Origin of the sequence: Streptomyces sp. RKAG337 (genome assembly GCF_023701715.1) — a bacterium.
GTDB lineage: Bacteria > Actinomycetota > Actinomycetes > Streptomycetales > Streptomycetaceae > Actinacidiphila.
The window spans coordinates 4,410,564-4,426,138 of sequence record NZ_JAJOZA010000001.1 but is presented as its reverse complement, the minus strand read 5'-3'; the positions used below and the strand labels follow the sequence as shown (position 1 = coordinate 4,426,138).

Genomic DNA, 15,575 nt, shown 5'->3' with positions numbered 1-15,575 from the left:
GCCGCTCCGGCCGGCTATTCGGCCGCGCGCAGGGTGTCGCGGTAGCGGCGGGCGGCGGCCCGCAGCGCGGATTCCGGGTCGAGCCCGGCGGCGGTGGCCGCGGAGGCCAGCGCCAGCAGCAGATCGCCGAGCGCCGTCTGGTCCGACGGCACCTCGACGCCGGCGGCGTCCGGCACCGGCAGCCCGGCCCTCCGGGCCCGGCCGCTGAGCTGCGCGGCCAGCGCGAGCGCCGGCTGCCCGACGGGCACCCCGTCCGTCACCGAGTCGCGCTGCTTCTCCACGGCCTTGAGCCGGACCCAGTTCGCCTGGACGGCCTCGGGGGTCTCGGCGACCTCGTCCCCGAAGATGTGCGGGTGCCGGTGGATCAACTTGTCGACGATCGTGCCGGCGACATCGTCGACCGAGAACGGCTCCTCCGCGTCCTCCTCGGCGATCCGGGAGTGGAAGACGACCTGCAGCAGAACGTCCCCGAGCTCCTCGCGCAGCGACTCCCGGTCGCCCTGCTCGATCGCCTCGACCAGCTCGTACATCTCCTCGATGCCGTACTTGGCGAGGTCCGTGTGGGTCTGCTCGCGGGTCCACGGGCACTCCGCGCGGATCCGGTCCATGACCTGCACGAGATCGAGCAGCCGCGCGCCCGGCAGGTCGTAGGAGCCGGGCAGCAGCTCCAGATCCGGCATCGCCACCCGCCCCGACCCGCCGAGGCGGGCCAGTTCGTCGGTGACCGCGGGGTCGTTGTCGGCGGCCGGCAGATAGACGACGGTCCGCTCACCGGCGGTCGCGTCCACCAGCTCCCGCCCGGTCGGCGCCGCGTGCACGACGCGCACGCCCGCCTCCCGCAGATACGGAAGCTGGGGATGCCCGGGGTCCGCGCAGATGACCTGGTCGGCACCGCGCAGCAGTTCCCACGCGGGCCACGACAGCAGACCGGGCGCCACCCGGTGGCTGGTGGTGAGCAGTACGAGGCGGCCTGGCGCGGGGGTCATCGAGTCGTCCACCGCACGAACCTACCGCGCGCCCCGCACCCCGGTCCGGGCGGCCGGGACCCGCCGGCCGCCCCGAGGGCGCTATGCGCCCTGGACGGGAGCCTCCGCCACCGGGACGAGCCAGGGCTCCTTGGTGTCGCCCAGCTGGCCCGTCCGCGCGTCCCAGGTGCCGTAGCGGGGGTTCACGTCGATCTTCATGGTCTTGGCGGTCTTGGCGATGAGCTGGGACAGGGCCGTGTTCCCGCCGTCGCTGCCGGGCTCGAGCCGGAGGCCGACAATGATCTTCGCCGCCTCGACCTGGAGCCGGCTGAAGGCGTCGGCGCCGGACGGAGCGACGCCGAAGGTCTGCAGAAACCCGTCCGCTCCTCCGTACCGGCTCTCCAGTCCCTTCCGCATCTGCTCGGTCTCGGAGCGGGTGACCGTGATCCCCGCGTCCTTGGCGATCCGGTCCAGCACACGGGTCGCCACCAACCTGCTCAGCGTCATCTGGGACAGCTTGCTGGTTCCCTCGAGGAGAGCGGCTGACTGCGGCGATTTCTCCTGCGCGGTGCGGACGGCGTTGACCTGCGACTGGAGGTCCGAGACGGAGATCGTCTCGTTCTCCACCACTGCGGCGGCCCCCGCGTGCGGGGTGCCGCACGCGCTGATCACAGGGGTCATCGCCACGAGTGCGGCGGCGGCGAGCGAGACGGCGGTGCGTCGGCGGACCATGGTGCCTCCCGGCATGGGATCGAGCGGCGGTGCTTCGACCTTGCGAAGATCGAGGATATGGAGCGGACGGCTTCGATATCCAGCACTCCGCCGAACTGGGCCGTGTCTGCCCGATCCCGAACGGCTCAGCTGGTGGGCAGCTTCTCGTTCGGGCAGGTGTTCAGCTGCTTGCGCATCGCGTCCTTCTCGGCCGCCGTGACCCACACCCCGTACTTCTTCTTCACCGCCACCTGCCGCGCCACGTAGGCGCACCGGTACCCCTTGTTCGGCGGCAGCCATGTCGCGGTGTCGCCGTCGCCCTTGGAGCGGTTGGCGGACGCGTCTGCGGCGATCAGGTTCATAGGGTCGTTGGCGAACTGCACCCGCTTGTCGGTCGTCCACTGCCCGGCGCCCTTCTGCCAGGCGTCGGAGAGCGCGACCGCGTGGTCGATGTCGATCGTGCTCTTGCCCCGGGTGTAGGTGAGCTGCTGCCCGGTGTACGGGTCGTCCAGCTTCCCCGAGGTGACGACGCAGTCGCCGCCCTTCTCCGCGCGGAACGTTTCTGCGGTGAGGTCGCGCTTCAGTATGTCGTCGCGCGTCCCGCAGCCGTTGTGGTCGGTGTCGACCCAGGACTTGCCGAACTTCTCCCGGGTGTAACCGGTCTTCGGTGCCCGCCCCTTGACGGTCAGGGAGTCGACGGCGGCCAGCGCGCTGCCGCCGGGAGCCGACTTCCCCGGTCCGCTGCCGTTGCCGTTCCCGGCACCGCCCACGGTGTCGGCCTTGCAGCCCGCCGCGCCGAGCAGTCCGGCGACCGCCAGCCCGCAAAGGAGTATGTGTGGTGCCCGTGCCCCGCGTTTGACCATGCTCGCACCTTATGGCGTTGACAGCCCGGCGTCCGGAGCGGCCCGGCCGGACCACCCATCTGCTCGCCTCATGCCCGCACTTGGCCCAGCCATGCCAGGGTGCGGCGCAACTCGACGCAGAACGGGTGGTGCGGTCCGTGCACGCGGTCGGCGTCGTAGAGGAGCCGGGCGAGCACCTCGCGGGCGGTGGCGCGGTCGCCGACGGAGAGCAGCAGGTTGCCGATCCGGCGGCGGATCTCCAGCGGGACGACCGGGTCGGTGGCCGCGTACTGCTCGAAGTACGGCAGGAGCGTGCGGTATTCGCCGAGTGCGGCGCCGGCCTCGCCGAGCTGTTCGAGGCACTGCGCCGCCTCGTAGCGGAACTGCAGGACCTGGCGGTCGGCCGGACCGCTCTGGGTGGCGAACTCGTCCGCCAGCCGGCGCAGTTCGGGGAACGCCCGGCGGAACTGACCGTCCTCCATGAGCGTGGCGGCGTACTGCTTGCGCAGCATCCGCACGATCGGCGAGTGCTCGCCGTGCTTCGCGGCGGCGGCGGGCAGCACGCCGCCGAGGATGTCGACGGCCTGGGTGATGCGGCCCGCGTCGAGCAGCCGTCTGACCTCGTCGACCGCGGCGGCGATGTCCGGACCCGCCGGCGGCGTCGGCGGGAGGGTGGTGGAGGGCGGCGTCGACGGCATGGCCGGCACCTGGACCCCCTCCTGGCCGGTGCCGGGCCGGTCAGGCCAGGGGGCGTGCGGGCGCAGGAACGGGCGGGTGGGATCCATCGGCCCCGGCGGGCGCTGCGCGTGCGCGGTCCCGGCGGACGGGAGCAGCGACGCGAGTTCGCCGTAGACGCGCTGGGCGTCGGCGGGCCGGTGCTGCGGGTCCTTGGCGAGCAGCCGCAGAACGAGGGACTCCAGCGCCGCGGGCACCTCCGCCCGCAGCTGGCGCAGCGCGACCGGCGCCTCGTAGAGATGGCGGTGCAGGACGCCGAGCGCGGTGGAGCCGTGGAACGGGACGTTGCCGCTGAGCAGTTCGTGCAGCACCACCCCGAGCGCGTACAGGTCGGTGCGCGGTCCGACGGCGCCGCCCATCGCCTGCTCCGGCGCCATGTACGCGGGGCTGCCGATCGGTGTGCCGGTGTGGGTGAGGCGGGTGGTGTCGGTGTCCATGACGGACGCGACGCCGAGGTCGAGCACGACGACGGTGCCGTCCGGGCGCACCATCACATTGCTCGGCTTCAGGTCGCGGTGCACGATCGGCACCGCGTGCACGGCGGAGAGCGCCGCGCACAACTGGGCGGCGACCGCCACCGCCCAGGGCCACGGGTAGGGGTCGTGCTCGGCGAGGTGGTCCGCCAGGTCCTGGCCCTCGACGTGCTGCATGACGAGGTACAGCTCGTCGCCGTCGGTGCCCGCGTCATGGACGGTGACCAGGCCGGGGTGGTCGACCTGGGCGGTGACCCGGCACTCGCGGTCGAAGCGCTGGCGCAGCTCGGCGACGTTCTCGCCACCCGCGACCTTGTCGGGGCGCAGCAGCTTCACCGCGACCCGGCGGTCCAGGCGGCGGTCGTACGCCGTCCAGACCTGGCCCATGCCGCCCTGGCCGAGGACGGTGGCCAGCTCGTACCGACCCGCGACGAGCCGGCCGTTCACCGGCCTTCTTCCTTGCGGAGGTAGTCACTCAGCTCGTCCAGCTCGGCGCGGACCCGGTCGATGCGCGGCGCGGCCGGGCCGGCCGGGCCCGGGATCGGCGTCGCGGCCGGGTCCGGGGCCACCGGAGCGGTGGGAGCCGGGGTGGAGGTGGGGGTGTCGCGGTACGGGTTGTAGTCGGCGCGCGGGGTGGGCAGCTGCGTCTGCTGCACCTGGGGCTGCACCTGCTGGCGCTGCGCCTGCGCGGCGCCGTAGGGGAACTGCTGCTGGCCGTACGCGCGGGACGCCGTCTGCGCGTCCACCGCCCGGAAGTGCCGGATGTCGGAGACCAGGTAGTACACCACCACCGCGATGGCCTGGATCACCAGGATGGAGACCACCGCGTTGTCCCGCGGGCTGTTGCTGTTGCCGCTGTCGCCGCTGTCGCCCCCGTTGCCGAGGAGCGCCAGCAGCACGACGGTCAGGACGAAGCTGGCGCCGCAGAGCACCCAGTCCACGGCGTTGCGCCGGCGCAGCAGGGCGACGCGCAGCAGCGGCGCCCAGGCGAGCATTCCGCACGACAGCACCGCGAGCAGCACGAACAGGACTCGCAGCCCGGTCCGAGTGCCGTCAGTCGGCTGGGGCGGCACGATGCCTGGGCCGTTCATGGCTGCTCCTGAACAAAAGTCTCGGCTGGAAGAGCGAGCGTATCGGCAGGGGCGGACGCACGGTCCGGCGATGCCACAACAATTCGGACCGGACCACACCCCGTCCGAACACCGCGCATCCCCGCCACCGCCGGCCGACCGTCTGCCGACCGTCTGGCCACTGTCACCAAGAGCGACGCATACTGCGATACGCGTGGTTGCGGTGACCGGAGAACGGCCGGCCGAACCACACCCCCGCGCCACTCACGTATCTTTTCGTGGCGGGCGTGCATCGGCCGAGGGTGCCGCGCGTCTTCCCGTGCGAAAGGAACGCAGCATGGACATGGCTACCGCGGCCATCCCCGCCCAGCACGGGAGCAGCGCCGCCGCCGGCACCCGCGTGCAGCGCCTCTTCCGCCCGAAGATCGACCCGTACTGGCTGGCCGGCGCGCTCTTCGTCGCGTACGCCACCCTGTCGGTGTGCCGGTTCCGGCGGATGGCGACGATGTCCTGGGACCTCGGGATCTTCGAGCAGGCGATCAAGTCCTACGCGCACTTCCAGGCGCCGGTCGCCGATCTGAAGGGCCCCGGGACCAACATCCTCGGCGACCACTTCAGCCCCATCACCGCCCTCGTGGCCCCCTTCTACCGGGTCTTCCCCTCCCCGGTCACCCTCCTCGTGGTGCAGGCCGCCCTCTTCGCGCTCTCCGTCGTCCCGGTCACCCGGGTCGGCGCGCACTTCCTCGGCCGCGGCCGCGGGCTGGCCGTCGGGGTCGCCTACGGCCTGTCGTGGGGGGTGCAGCGGGCCATCGAGTTCGACTTCCACGAGATCGCCTTCGCCATGCCGATGCTCGCCTTCTCCCTGGAGGCCGTGCTGCGCAAGCGGTGGAAGACCGCCATGTGGTGGGCGCTGCCGCTGATCCTCGTCAAGGAGGACATGGGCGCGACCGTCGCCGCCATCGGTGTCGTCGTGCTGCTGCGGACCCGGCGCGAGGATCCGCGGACCGCGTCGTACGCGATCTGGCTCATCGGCTTCGGTCTCGCCTTCGCCGCCATCGCCTTCGGCGTCCTCATCCCCGCCTTCAACAACAGCGGCGGCTACGACTACTGGAACAAGCTCGGCGGCAGCGGCGCGCCCGTCGCCGGCACCATTCCGCCGGACACCGCGCTGCGCACCCTGTTGTGGATCCTGCTGCCGACCAGCGGGCTGCTCGCGCTGCGCTCCCCGCTGCTGATCGCCGCCCTGCCCACCATCGGCTGGCGCTTCATCTCCCACGACGACCACTACTGGGGCCTGGACTGGCACTACAGCGCCGTGCTGATGCCCGTCGTCTTCCTCGCCCTCGTCGACGCCGTCAACGAGTCGCGCGACAGCCCGCGGGGCTGGCTGCGCTCCTACGCCTCGCAGTTGCCGGCCGCCGCGGCGGCCGCGGCCCTGGCGCTGAGCACCACCCTCCCGCTGGCGGATCTCACGCACACCGCCACGTACCGGCCCGGCGCGCACGTCAAGGCCGTCGAGAAGCTGCTGCGGCAGATCCCGGACGGTGCGAGCGTCGAGGCCAACGTCGGACCGATCAGCAGGCTCGTCAACCGCTGCACCGTCTACTGGATCGGCGGGGCCAAGAACGTGGTGCCCGACTACATCGCGATCGACAACGGGGACGGCTGGGTCCCCGACCCGGTCGAGTACGCCCACCAGCTCCATCCGTCGGCGGCCTACACCGAGATCGCCAACAGCGAGGGCTACGTCATCCTGCGTCGCGGGTAGCCGGGGTGAGGGCCGGCTCCTGGACGGGGGCCGGCTGCTCGCGGGTCAGCAGGATCCGCCGGGAGAGCAGGAACGTCACGGGGATCGCGGCGGCCGCCGCGATCAGCGGGGCGGGCTTCTCCCCCACCCCGCACCACTCCACCAGGACGTACATGCCGACCGAGGTGACGGTGAAGTTCGTCAGGTTGGTCAGCGGGAAGAACAGGAACTTCCGCCACGTCGGACGGGTCCGGTAGGTGAAGTACGTGTTGAGGAAGAACGAGCCGATCATGCTCAGCACGAACGCCACGACATACGCCGGGTAGTAGGGCATCCAGCGGTGCAGGAGCAGATAGCAGCCGTAGAAGGTGCCGGTGTTCACCACACCCACCAGGCCGAAGCGCACCACCTGGAGGAGACGTACGGGCATCAGCGCCGGCCCTCCGAAGCGGGCGCCGGCCGCTCCGTCAGCAGAGCCGCACCGGTGGCGGGTGCGCTGTCCGGGCCACCGAAGGTGGAGGGCGGCACGTTGGTCTCCTTCACGAGGAAGTGCGGCCGCCGCTTGGACTCGTAGTAGATACGGCCGATGTACTCGCCCATCAGCCCCAGCATCATCATCTGCAGCCCGCCGAGCCCGACGATGGCGACGATCAGTGTCACATAGCCGGGCGCGGTCACCCCGCCGACCACCGCGGCCACCGTGACCCAGGCGGCGTACAGCCCGGCCAGGCCCGCCAGCGCGAGGCCGAGGTGGATGCCCATCCGCAGCGGACGGTTGTTGAAGGAGATCAGGCCGTCGATCCCGTAGTTGAGCAGCGCCCCGAACCGCCACTTGGTCTCGCCCGCGGCGCGGGCGGCGTTGCGGTAGTCGAAGGTGACGGTGTCGAAGCCGATCCAGGAGAACAGCCCCTTGGAGAAGCGGTTGTACTCCGGCATCGACAGCAGCGCGTCGACGGCGCGGCGGGAGAGCAGCCGGAAGTCGCCGACCCCGTCGGTCAGTTCGACGTCGACCCACTTGTTGACCATCCGGTAGTACAGCCGGCTCACCGTGCTGCGGACGAACTTGTCGCCCTCCCTGGTGCGGCGCGCTATCACCTGGTCGTGGCCGCGGCTGAACAGCTCCAGCATCCGCACGATCAGCTCCGGCGGGTGCTGCAGATCGGCGTCCATCAGCACGACGGCGTCGCCGGTGGCCTCACGGAGCCCCGCGAGCATGCCGGCCTCCTTGCCGAAGTTCCGGCTGAACGAGACGTACCGGGTGCTGCCCACATGCTTCTCGGCCAGGCCCCGCAGGCGTTCCAGCGTCGCGTCCGAGCTGCCGTCGTCCACGTAGCAGAGCTCGTATTCGACGGGGAGGAGGTCGAGAGTCTCCCGGATCTTCGCGTCGAAAAGCTCTACACCGGATTCCTCGTTGTAACAGGGAACGACAACGGACAGGCGCATGGATTCACTTTCCGTGGGATACACGGAAATGCTGCCCGCGGTACACGACCCCCGCGCGGCCGCCGCGCAAGGGCCACATGACGGCGATCTGAACGCCACATGACTCACGGCGCGGCGGCGCCGGTTGTGTGTCGGTTACCCCTCGGATGCCCGTCGGTCAGGTCTCAGTTGTCGAGAATCGTGGTCAGGAACTCCGACGTCCAGAGCAGGAGTTCCCGTCCGATGACGGGTGTGCCGCCGATCTTGGCGGTGGTCGGGCGCGGCACGAGGACCTGACGGGCCGCGTTCTTCATGACCGTGCGCGGGTAGAGCCGGTTGAGCCGCAGTTCCTGCGACTCGCGCAGCTCGACCGGGCCGAACCGGACGTTGCTGCCCGCCAGGGTGATGTCGCTGACCCCGACCTTGCGGGCGAGCAGCCGCAGCCCGGCCACCAGCAGCAGGTTCTCCACCGGCTCCGGCAGCTTGCCGTACCGGTCGGTCAGCTCCTCGCGGACCGCGGTGATGTCCTCGTGGCTGTTGGCGGCGGCGATGGCGCGGTACGCCTGGAGGCGCAGCCGCTCCCCCGGCGCGTAGTCGTGCGGGACATGCGCGTCCACCGGCAGTTCGATCTTGACGTCGAGCAGCGTCTCGTCGGGCTCGCCGCCGTCCTCCAGGGCCGAGCGGTAGTCCGCGACCGCCTCGCCGACCATCCGGATGTAGAGGTCGAAGCCGACGCCCGCGATGTGCCCGGACTGCTCGCCGCCGAGCAGGTTGCCCGCGCCGCGGATCTCCAGGTCCTTCATCGCGACGTACATGCCCGCGCCCATCTCGGTGTGCTGCGCGATGGTCGCCAGCCGCTCGTGCGCGGTCTCGGTGAGCGGCTTCTCCGGCGGGTACAGGAAGTAGGCGTAGCCGCGCTCGCGCGACCGGCCGACGCGGCCGCGCAGCTGGTGCAGCTGCGAGAGACCGAAGTTGTCGCCGCGCTCCACGATGAGGGTGTTCGCGTTGGAGATGTCGATTCCGGACTCCACGATCGTCGTGGAGACCAGCACGTCGAAGCGTTTCTCCCAGAAGTCGACGACGACCTGTTCCAGCGCGCTCTCGCCCATCTGCCCGTGCGCGGTGGCGATCCGCGCCTCCGGCACGATCTCGCGCAGCCGCGCCGCCGCCCGGTCGATCGACTCGACCCGGTTGTGGATGTAGAAGACCTGGCCCTCGCGCAGCAGTTCACGCCGGACCGCGGCGCCGATCTGCCTCTCCTCGTACGGTCCGACGAAGGTCAGCACCGGGTGCCGTTCCTCCGGCGGGGTGGTGATCGTCGACATCTCGCGGATGCCGGTGACCGCCATCTCCAGGGTGCGGGGAATGGGGGTGGCGGACATCGTCAGCACGTCCACGTTGGCCCGCAGCTTCTTCAGCTGCTCCTTGTGCTCGACGCCGAACCGCTGCTCCTCGTCGACGATCACCAGGCCCAGGTCCTTGAACTTCGTCTCGGACGAGAACAGCCGGTGGGTGCCGATGACGACATCGACCGTGCCGTCCCGCAGCCCCTCCAGGACGGCCTTGGCCTCGCTGTCGGACTGGAAGCGCGACAGTGCCTTCACCGTCACGGGGAACTGGGCGTACCGCTCGGAGAAGGTCGTGAAGTGCTGCTGCACCAGCAGCGTGGTGGGGACCAGCACCGCGACCTGCTTGCTGTCCTGGACCGCCTTGAAGGCGGCGCGGACCGCGATCTCGGTCTTGCCGTAGCCGACGTCGCCGCAGATCAGCCGGTCCATCGGGACCGACTTCTCCATGTCCTCCTTGACCTCGGCGATGGTGGTCAGCTGGTCGGGCGTCTCCACGTACGGGAAGGCGTCCTCCAGCTCGCGCTGCCAGGGGGTGTCGGGCCCGAAGGTGTAGCCGGGGGCCGCCATCCGCGCCGAGTAGAGCTTGATGAGGTCGGCGGCGATCTCCTTGACCGCCTTCTTCGCGCGCGCCTTGGTCTTCGTCCAGTCGGCGCCGCCGAGCCGGTGCAGCGTCGGGGCCTCGCCGCCGACGTACTTGGTGATCTGCTCCAGCTGGTCGGTCGGCACGAAGAGCCGGTCGCCGGGCTGCCCCTTCTTCGCGGGCGCGTACTCGACCAGCAGGTACTCGCGGGTGGCGCCCTGGACGGTGCGCTGCACCATCTCGACGTAGCGGCCCACGCCGTGCTGCTCGTGCACGATGTAGTCGCCGGGCTGCAGGGTCAGCGGGTCGATGGTCTTGCGGCGCCGCGACGGCATCCGCCCCATGTCCTTGGTGGAGGACTTCTGCCCGGTGAGGTCGGACTCGGTGAGCACCGCCAGCTTGAGCGCCGCGTCGATGAAGCCGTGCTCGATCGAACCGGTCGAGACATGGACGACGGACGGCTCCAGATCGGCCAGGTCCATGTCCAGCCGGGCCGCGATGCCCTCGCCGCCCAGCACCTCCACGATGCGGGCGGCCGGGCCGTGGCCCTCGGTGACGTAGACCGTGCGCCAGCCGTCGGCCAGCCAGCCCTTGGTGTCGGCGAGCGCGCGGGCGGTGTCCCCCCGGTACAGCTCGGGCGCGTGCATGCCCAGCTGCAGGGTGTCCTCGTCGGCGTCCGTCCCTTCCGCGGCGCTGTGCTTACTCTCGCCGGCGGCGAACTGGCTGATCGACCACCAGGGCGTGCCCAGTTGCCGGGCGTGGTCGCGTACGTCGGCGATCGACCACAGCGAGGCCGCGCCCAGGTCGACCGGCGCCACTCCGCCACCGGCGGAGGCCGCCCAGGACGCCTCCAGGAACTCCTGCGACGTGGCGACCAGGTCGGAGGCGCGGGTCCTGACCCGCTCCGGGTCGCAGACGACCGTCATGCTGCCGGCCGGCAGCACGTCCAGCAGCAGCTCCATGTCGTCCACCAGGACCGGAGCCAGCGATTCCATGCCTTCGACGGCGATGCCCTCGGCGATCTTGTCGAGCAGTTCGTTCAGCTCGGGGTGCTGGATCGCCAGCTCGGCCGCGCGCGCCCGTACCTCGTCGGTGAGCAGCAGCTCCCGGCACGGCGGCGCCCACAGACCGTGTTCGGCGATCTCCAGCGACCGCTGGTCGGCGACCTTGAAGTACCGGATCTCCTCGACGTCGTCGCCCCAGAACTCCACCCGCAGCGGGTGCTCCTCGGTCGGCGGGAAGACATCGAGGATCCCGCCGCGCACCGCGAACTCGCCGCGCTTCTCCACCAGCTCCACCCGGGCGTACGCGGCGGCCGCCAGGCCGTCCACGACCTCGCCGAGATCCGCGCTCTGCCCGCTGCGCAGCGACACCGGCTCCAGTTCGCCCAGCCCCTTGACCTGCGGCTGCAGCACGGAACGGATCGGCGCGACGACGATCTTCACCGGACCGGCCGTCGGGTCGTCCGCCCGCGGGTGCGCCAGCCTGCGCAGCACGGCGAGCCGCCGGCCGACGGTGTCGGAGCGCGGCGACAGCCGCTCGTGCGGCAGCGTCTCCCACGCCGGGTACTCCACGACGGAGTCCGGCGGCAGCAGCGAGCGCAGCGCCGCCACCAGGTCCTCGCACTCCCGGCCGGTGGCCGTCACCGCCAGGACCGTACGGCCGGTGCGGGCGGCCAGGGCCGCCAGCACCAGCGGCCGGGCGGCGGCGGGGCCCACCAGGTCGACATACGGGCGATTGCCGTCGGTACCGGCCTTGACCGCTTCGGCGAGGGCCGGATCGTTCACGACGACGTCGAGCAGACCGTTCAGACTCATGAAGGGGTTTCCGTCCCAGGGCTGGACAACGCGAACGACCCGACACGTCAAACGGGCCGGGGTTCATCAAGCCTACGACTCCCCACTGACACTCGCCGCCCGCTCATCACGAACGACGACAAACGGCGGCCCCGGAACGCGGGGGGTTGCGTTCCGGGGCCGCCTCAGTAGGCAGTGGGGAGACTGCCTAGTCGGAGGCGATCGCGTTGAGCACGTTCATCCGGCCCGCCCGGAAGGCGGGGACCAGCGCGGCCACCAGGCCGACGAGGGCCGATCCGAAGAAGACGATGATGATCGTCCCCCACGGGATCTCCAGGACTCCGAAGCCCACGGTGGCCATCAGCCGCTGCGCCGAGATGCCCCAGCCCATGCCCAGCCCGAGGCCGACCAGGGCGCCGAAGAGGGCGATGACCACGGACTCCAGGCGGACCATCCGCCGCAGCTGGCGCCGCGACATTCCGATCGCCCGCATCAGGCCGATCTCACGGGTCCGCTCGACGACCGACAGGGCCAGCGTGTTCACGACGCCGAGGATGGCGACGACGATCGCGAGGCCGAGCAGGCCGTAGATCATGTAGAGCAGCTGGTTGACCTGGCTCTTGATCATTTCCTTGTAGTCGGTCTGGTCCCGGACGGTGAGCTGCGGGTAGTCCTTGACCGCTGCCTTGAGGGAAGCGGCCGCCTCACTGGCCTGGCCGTCGACGGCCTTGGCGAACATGATCTGGTTGGGCGGGAACTTGTCAGCCGGCAGGAACCGCTTCGCCGTGGCGATGTTCGTGTACATCGCGCCCTTGTCGAACGTGGTGTCGTCCGACGTGATCGCGGCGACCTTCAGCTTCGCGGTCTCGCCGCCGATGAAGGCGACGGTCAGCTCGCTGCCGATCTTGATGCCGTGGTCCTTGGCGAAGCCCTCGTTGACCGACATCGAGTTGTCGCCGTAGGCCTCGGACAGCTTGCCCTGGACCGCCTCGACGCGCAGGTCCTGCGCGTAGGTGGGGCTGGCGGCCGTCAACTGCTTGGTGGAGACCTTGCCGTCCGGGGTGGTCAGCTTGGCGTTGGTGCCCGTGTAGTCGGTGACGTGGTCCAGGTGACCGGCCGAGTGGATGGCCTTGGCCAGCGCGGGGCTGAGCGGCTGCTGGTTGTCGGTCTGCAGGATGAAGTCCGCGCCGACCGACTTGTCGAGCTGGTCGGTGGCCGAGGCCACCATCGAGGTGCCGACCACCGACAGTCCGGCGACCAGCGCGAGGCCGATCATCAGCGCCGAGGCGGTGGCGCCGGTACGACGCGGGTTGCGCAGCGCGTTGCGCTCCGCGAGGCGGCCGACCGGACCGAAGAACCGCAGCGAGACGGTGCTGAGGGCGCGGACGAGCACTCCGGCCAGCAGCGGGCCGACGATCACGAAGCCGATCAGCGTGAGGAGCACGCCGAAGCCGAGGAACGAGGAGCCCTCGGACGCCTTGTCCGCCTTGCCCGCCGCGACCAGGGCGGCGCCGCCGACCAGGGCCACCACCACACCGATGGTGGCGCGGACCTTGCCTGCCTTGCCGTCCGCCGGAGTTCCGGCGTCCCGCATGGCGGCCATCGGCGAGATCTTGCCTGCCCGCCGGGCGGGCAGCATGGCGGCAACCACCGTGACGATGACACCGATCGCGAGCCCGATGACCGGGGTGGTGGCCTTGATGGTCAGCTCGGAGGTGTCCAGGTGCATGCCGAGCTTGCCCATGAGCTTCATCAGCAGGATGGCGAGTCCGATGCCGCCGCCGACGCCGAGCACCGAGCCGAGGACGCCGAGCATCAGCGCCTCGAAGAGCACGGACCGGTTGATCTGCTTGCGGCTGGAGCCGATGGCCCGCATCAGGCCGATCTCGCGGGTCCGCTGGGCGACCAGCATCGAGAAGGTGTTGATGATGAGGAAGATGCCGACGATCACCGAGATGAAGGCGAAGCCGAGCATGATGTACTTCATCGGATTCAGGAACGAACCGATGCTGTCCTTGGCCTCGGCGTTGGCCTCGGCGGCCGTCTGGATCTTGTAGCCGGCGCCGACCGCGGCCGTGACGTCCTTCTTCAGCTGCTCGTCGGTGACGCCGCTCTTGGCGGTCAGGCCGAAGTTCGTGTACGCGTCCGTGGTGCCGAGCAGCTTGCTCTGCGCGGTCGGGGTGTCGAGGTAGATGAGCGCGGCACCGGGGTTGGTGGTCTTGAAGGTCGCGATGCCGACGATCTGGGTGCTGAAGTCACCGGGGGTGGCGATGACCCGGAGCGAGTCGCCGATCTTCAGGTTCTTCTTGGCGGCGGTGTCGGCGTCGATCAACGATTCGGTCGGGCCGCGCGGCGCGTGGCCGGAGGTGAGCTCCACCGACTTCTTGCTGTCGCGCTCGTCCCAGTTGATGGCGATCGTGGGCGCACCGGTCTTCGAGCCGACGTTCTCGTTCTTGCTGTTGACGACGGTGATCTTGTCGCTGACCACCTGCGTCTCGACCTGCTGCACGCCGGCGGTCTGCTGCAGCTTCGCCAGCAGCGAGGCCGGAACGGTCTCCGGCTTGCCGGTCTCCTGAGCGTCGTCGACCTTCTTGGCGCTGACCGAGACGTCCGACGCCGTGGAGGCGAAGAGCTTGTCGAAGGTCGCGGTCATGGTGTCGGTGAAGACGAGCGTGCCGCAGACGAACGCCACCGAAAGGAGCACGGCGACGGCGCTGAGCACCATCCGGCCCTTGTGCGCGACAAAGTTGCGCATCGATGTCTTGAAGACGGTCACGACACCCTCCCACGGGCGTCGAAGGACTTCATGCGCTCGAGAACGGAGTCGGCCGTCGGGTTCGCCATGTCGTCGACGATGCGGCCGTCGGCCAGGTAGATGACGCGGTCCGCGTAGGAGGCGGCGACCGGGTCGTGGGTCACGATGACGATCGTCTGGCCGAGCTCGTCGACCGAGCGGCGCAGGAAGCCCAGCACCTCGGCGCCGGCGCGCGAGTCCAGGTTTCCGGTCGGCTCGTCACCGAAGATGATCTCGGGGCGGGCGGCGAGGGCGCGGGCGACCGCGACACGCTGCTGCTGGCCACCGGAGAGCTGGTTCGGGCGGTGCTTGAGACGCCCGGCCAGGCCGACGGTCTCGATGACGCGGTCCAGCCACTCGCGGTCGGGCTTACGGCCCGCGATGTCCATCGGCAGGGTGATGTTCTCCAGCGCGTTGAGCGTCGGGAGCAGGTTGAACGCCTGGAAGATGAAGCCGATCTGGTCCCGGCGGAGCTGGGTGAGCTTCTTGTCCTTCAGCTTGGTGATCTCGGTGTCACCGACCCAGATCTGTCCGCTGGTGACCGAGTCCAGACCCGCCAGGCAGTGCATCAGGGTCGACTTGCCGGAACCGGACGGGCCCATGATCGCGGTGAAACCGCTGCGGGCGATGTCCACGTCCACCGCGTCCAGCGCGACCACGCGCGTGTCCTCGGTGGTGCCGTACGACTTGGTGACCTGACGTGCACGGGCGGCAACAGCCGAACGCTCTCCGCTGCCCCCGGACTTGGGAATCGTTACAGCCGTTGTCACTGCTATCTCCTGAAATCTCGTGTGATTCGTCGGGCTCCAGCGGAACCTGGTGGTCCCTGTCCCGCGTTATCAGAGTGCTGGTCGGCCTGGGGTCGCGGCGATGGGGCAGGTCTCCCTCTTGCCGGTGGGGTTAGCCCCACCACGTCCCACTGATGACCCTAAGGAGCACCAGGCCCCCCGAACGTCCTCCGCCAGTACGAACATCGAGTAGGCGGAAGTGAGTACTTTCCCCTAAGGGTCGCCGACATCCAACCGTCCGCGACCTCGGGGTCGATGATCTGCCCGCACCCCACGTGAGGTGCAAGAACCTTCTTCCACCTG

11 protein-coding genes are annotated in these 15,575 nt (G+C 70.2%); 1 reads left to right on the top strand and 10 read right to left on the bottom strand.

Going from position 1 to position 15,575, the window contains the following annotated elements:
- Nucleotides 1-14: 14 nt before the first annotated feature.
- The 5 genes from LNW73_RS19770 to LNW73_RS19750 all read right to left on the bottom strand — a co-directional run bounded on the left by LNW73_RS19770 (nucleotide 15) and on the right by LNW73_RS19750 (nucleotide 4,817).
- Nucleotides 15-986: a nucleoside triphosphate pyrophosphohydrolase gene (locus tag LNW73_RS19770; protein ID WP_250990813.1), complete on the bottom strand. Its 972-nt coding sequence runs from the start codon at nucleotides 984-986 to the stop codon at nucleotides 15-17.
- A gap of 81 nt (nucleotides 987-1,067) precedes the next feature.
- Nucleotides 1,068-1,697, bottom strand: coding sequence for a SurA N-terminal domain-containing protein (locus LNW73_RS19765; protein ID WP_250990812.1), 630 nt, complete (start codon nucleotides 1,695-1,697; stop codon nucleotides 1,068-1,070).
- A gap of 125 nt (nucleotides 1,698-1,822) precedes the next feature.
- Nucleotides 1,823-2,539 (bottom strand): HNH endonuclease family protein, encoded by a 717-nt coding sequence (locus LNW73_RS19760; RefSeq protein WP_250990811.1) that lies wholly within the window; start codon nucleotides 2,537-2,539, stop codon nucleotides 1,823-1,825.
- 68 nt (nucleotides 2,540-2,607) lie between these two features.
- Entirely contained in the window at nucleotides 2,608-4,113 is a 1,506-nt protein-coding gene (locus LNW73_RS19755; RefSeq protein WP_250992973.1) for a protein kinase domain-containing protein, read from the bottom strand.
- Between the two features lie 56 nt (nucleotides 4,114-4,169).
- Entirely contained in the window at nucleotides 4,170-4,817 is a 648-nt protein-coding gene (locus tag LNW73_RS19750) for a hypothetical protein (protein ID WP_250990810.1), read from the bottom strand.
- Between the two features lie 316 nt (nucleotides 4,818-5,133).
- Between LNW73_RS19750 and LNW73_RS19745 the strand changes: the two genes are divergently transcribed.
- Nucleotides 5,134-6,564 carry a DUF2079 domain-containing protein gene (locus LNW73_RS19745; RefSeq protein WP_250990809.1) on the top strand — a complete coding sequence of 477 codons (1,431 nt, stop codon included), beginning with the start codon at nucleotides 5,134-5,136 and terminating at the stop codon, nucleotides 6,562-6,564.
- Here LNW73_RS19745 and LNW73_RS19740 read toward each other — a convergent pair.
- From LNW73_RS19740 to LNW73_RS19720, 5 genes are all read right to left on the bottom strand, one after another.
- Nucleotides 6,545-6,973: a GtrA family protein gene (locus tag LNW73_RS19740; protein ID WP_250976222.1), complete on the bottom strand. Its 429-nt coding sequence runs from the start codon at nucleotides 6,971-6,973 to the stop codon at nucleotides 6,545-6,547. The two genes, LNW73_RS19745 and LNW73_RS19740, sit on opposite strands and share 20 nt — an antisense overlap.
- On the bottom strand, nucleotides 6,973-7,986 hold the full coding sequence (locus LNW73_RS19735) for a glycosyltransferase family 2 protein (RefSeq protein ID WP_250976223.1): 1,014 nt from the start codon (nucleotides 7,984-7,986) through the stop codon (nucleotides 6,973-6,975). The genes LNW73_RS19740 and LNW73_RS19735 overlap by 1 nt, the downstream gene beginning before the upstream one ends.
- A 164-nt stretch (nucleotides 7,987-8,150) precedes the next feature.
- Nucleotides 8,151-11,711: a transcription-repair coupling factor gene (mfd, locus tag LNW73_RS19730; protein WP_250990808.1), complete on the bottom strand. Its 3,561-nt coding sequence runs from the start codon at nucleotides 11,709-11,711 to the stop codon at nucleotides 8,151-8,153.
- A 187-nt stretch (nucleotides 11,712-11,898) separates the two neighbouring features.
- Nucleotides 11,899-14,466 carry an ABC transporter permease gene (locus tag LNW73_RS19725; RefSeq protein ID WP_250990807.1) on the bottom strand — a complete coding sequence of 856 codons (2,568 nt, stop codon included), beginning with the start codon at nucleotides 14,464-14,466 and terminating at the stop codon, nucleotides 11,899-11,901.
- Nucleotides 14,463-15,254: an ABC transporter ATP-binding protein gene (locus LNW73_RS19720; protein ID WP_138356083.1), complete on the bottom strand. Its 792-nt coding sequence runs from the start codon at nucleotides 15,252-15,254 to the stop codon at nucleotides 14,463-14,465. Before LNW73_RS19720 ends, LNW73_RS19725 begins: the two co-directional genes overlap by 4 nt.
- Between the last annotated feature and the right edge of the window lie 321 nt (nucleotides 15,255-15,575).

Coding starts and splice junctions, on each gene's coding strand:
- mfd (WP_250990808.1), bottom strand. CDS start 11,711: ATGAGTCTGAACGGTCTGCTCGACGTCGTCGTGAACGATCCGGCCCTC.
- LNW73_RS19760 (WP_250990811.1), bottom strand. CDS start 2,539: ATGGTCAAACGCGGGGCACGGGCACCACACATACTCCTTTGCGGGCTG.
- LNW73_RS19735 (WP_250976223.1), bottom strand. CDS start 7,986: ATGCGCCTGTCCGTTGTCGTTCCCTGTTACAACGAGGAATCCGGTGTA.
- LNW73_RS19765 (WP_250990812.1), bottom strand. CDS start 1,697: ATGGTCCGCCGACGCACCGCCGTCTCGCTCGCCGCCGCCGCACTCGTG.
- LNW73_RS19745 (WP_250990809.1), top strand. CDS start 5,134: ATGGACATGGCTACCGCGGCCATCCCCGCCCAGCACGGGAGCAGCGCC.
- LNW73_RS19750 (WP_250990810.1), bottom strand. CDS start 4,817: ATGAACGGCCCAGGCATCGTGCCGCCCCAGCCGACTGACGGCACTCGG.
- LNW73_RS19770 (WP_250990813.1), bottom strand. CDS start 986: ATGACCCCCGCGCCAGGCCGCCTCGTACTGCTCACCACCAGCCACCGG.
- LNW73_RS19740 (WP_250976222.1), bottom strand. CDS start 6,973: ATGCCCGTACGTCTCCTCCAGGTGGTGCGCTTCGGCCTGGTGGGTGTG.
- LNW73_RS19755 (WP_250992973.1), bottom strand. CDS start 4,113: ATGGGCCAGGTCTGGACGGCGTACGACCGCCGCCTGGACCGCCGGGTC.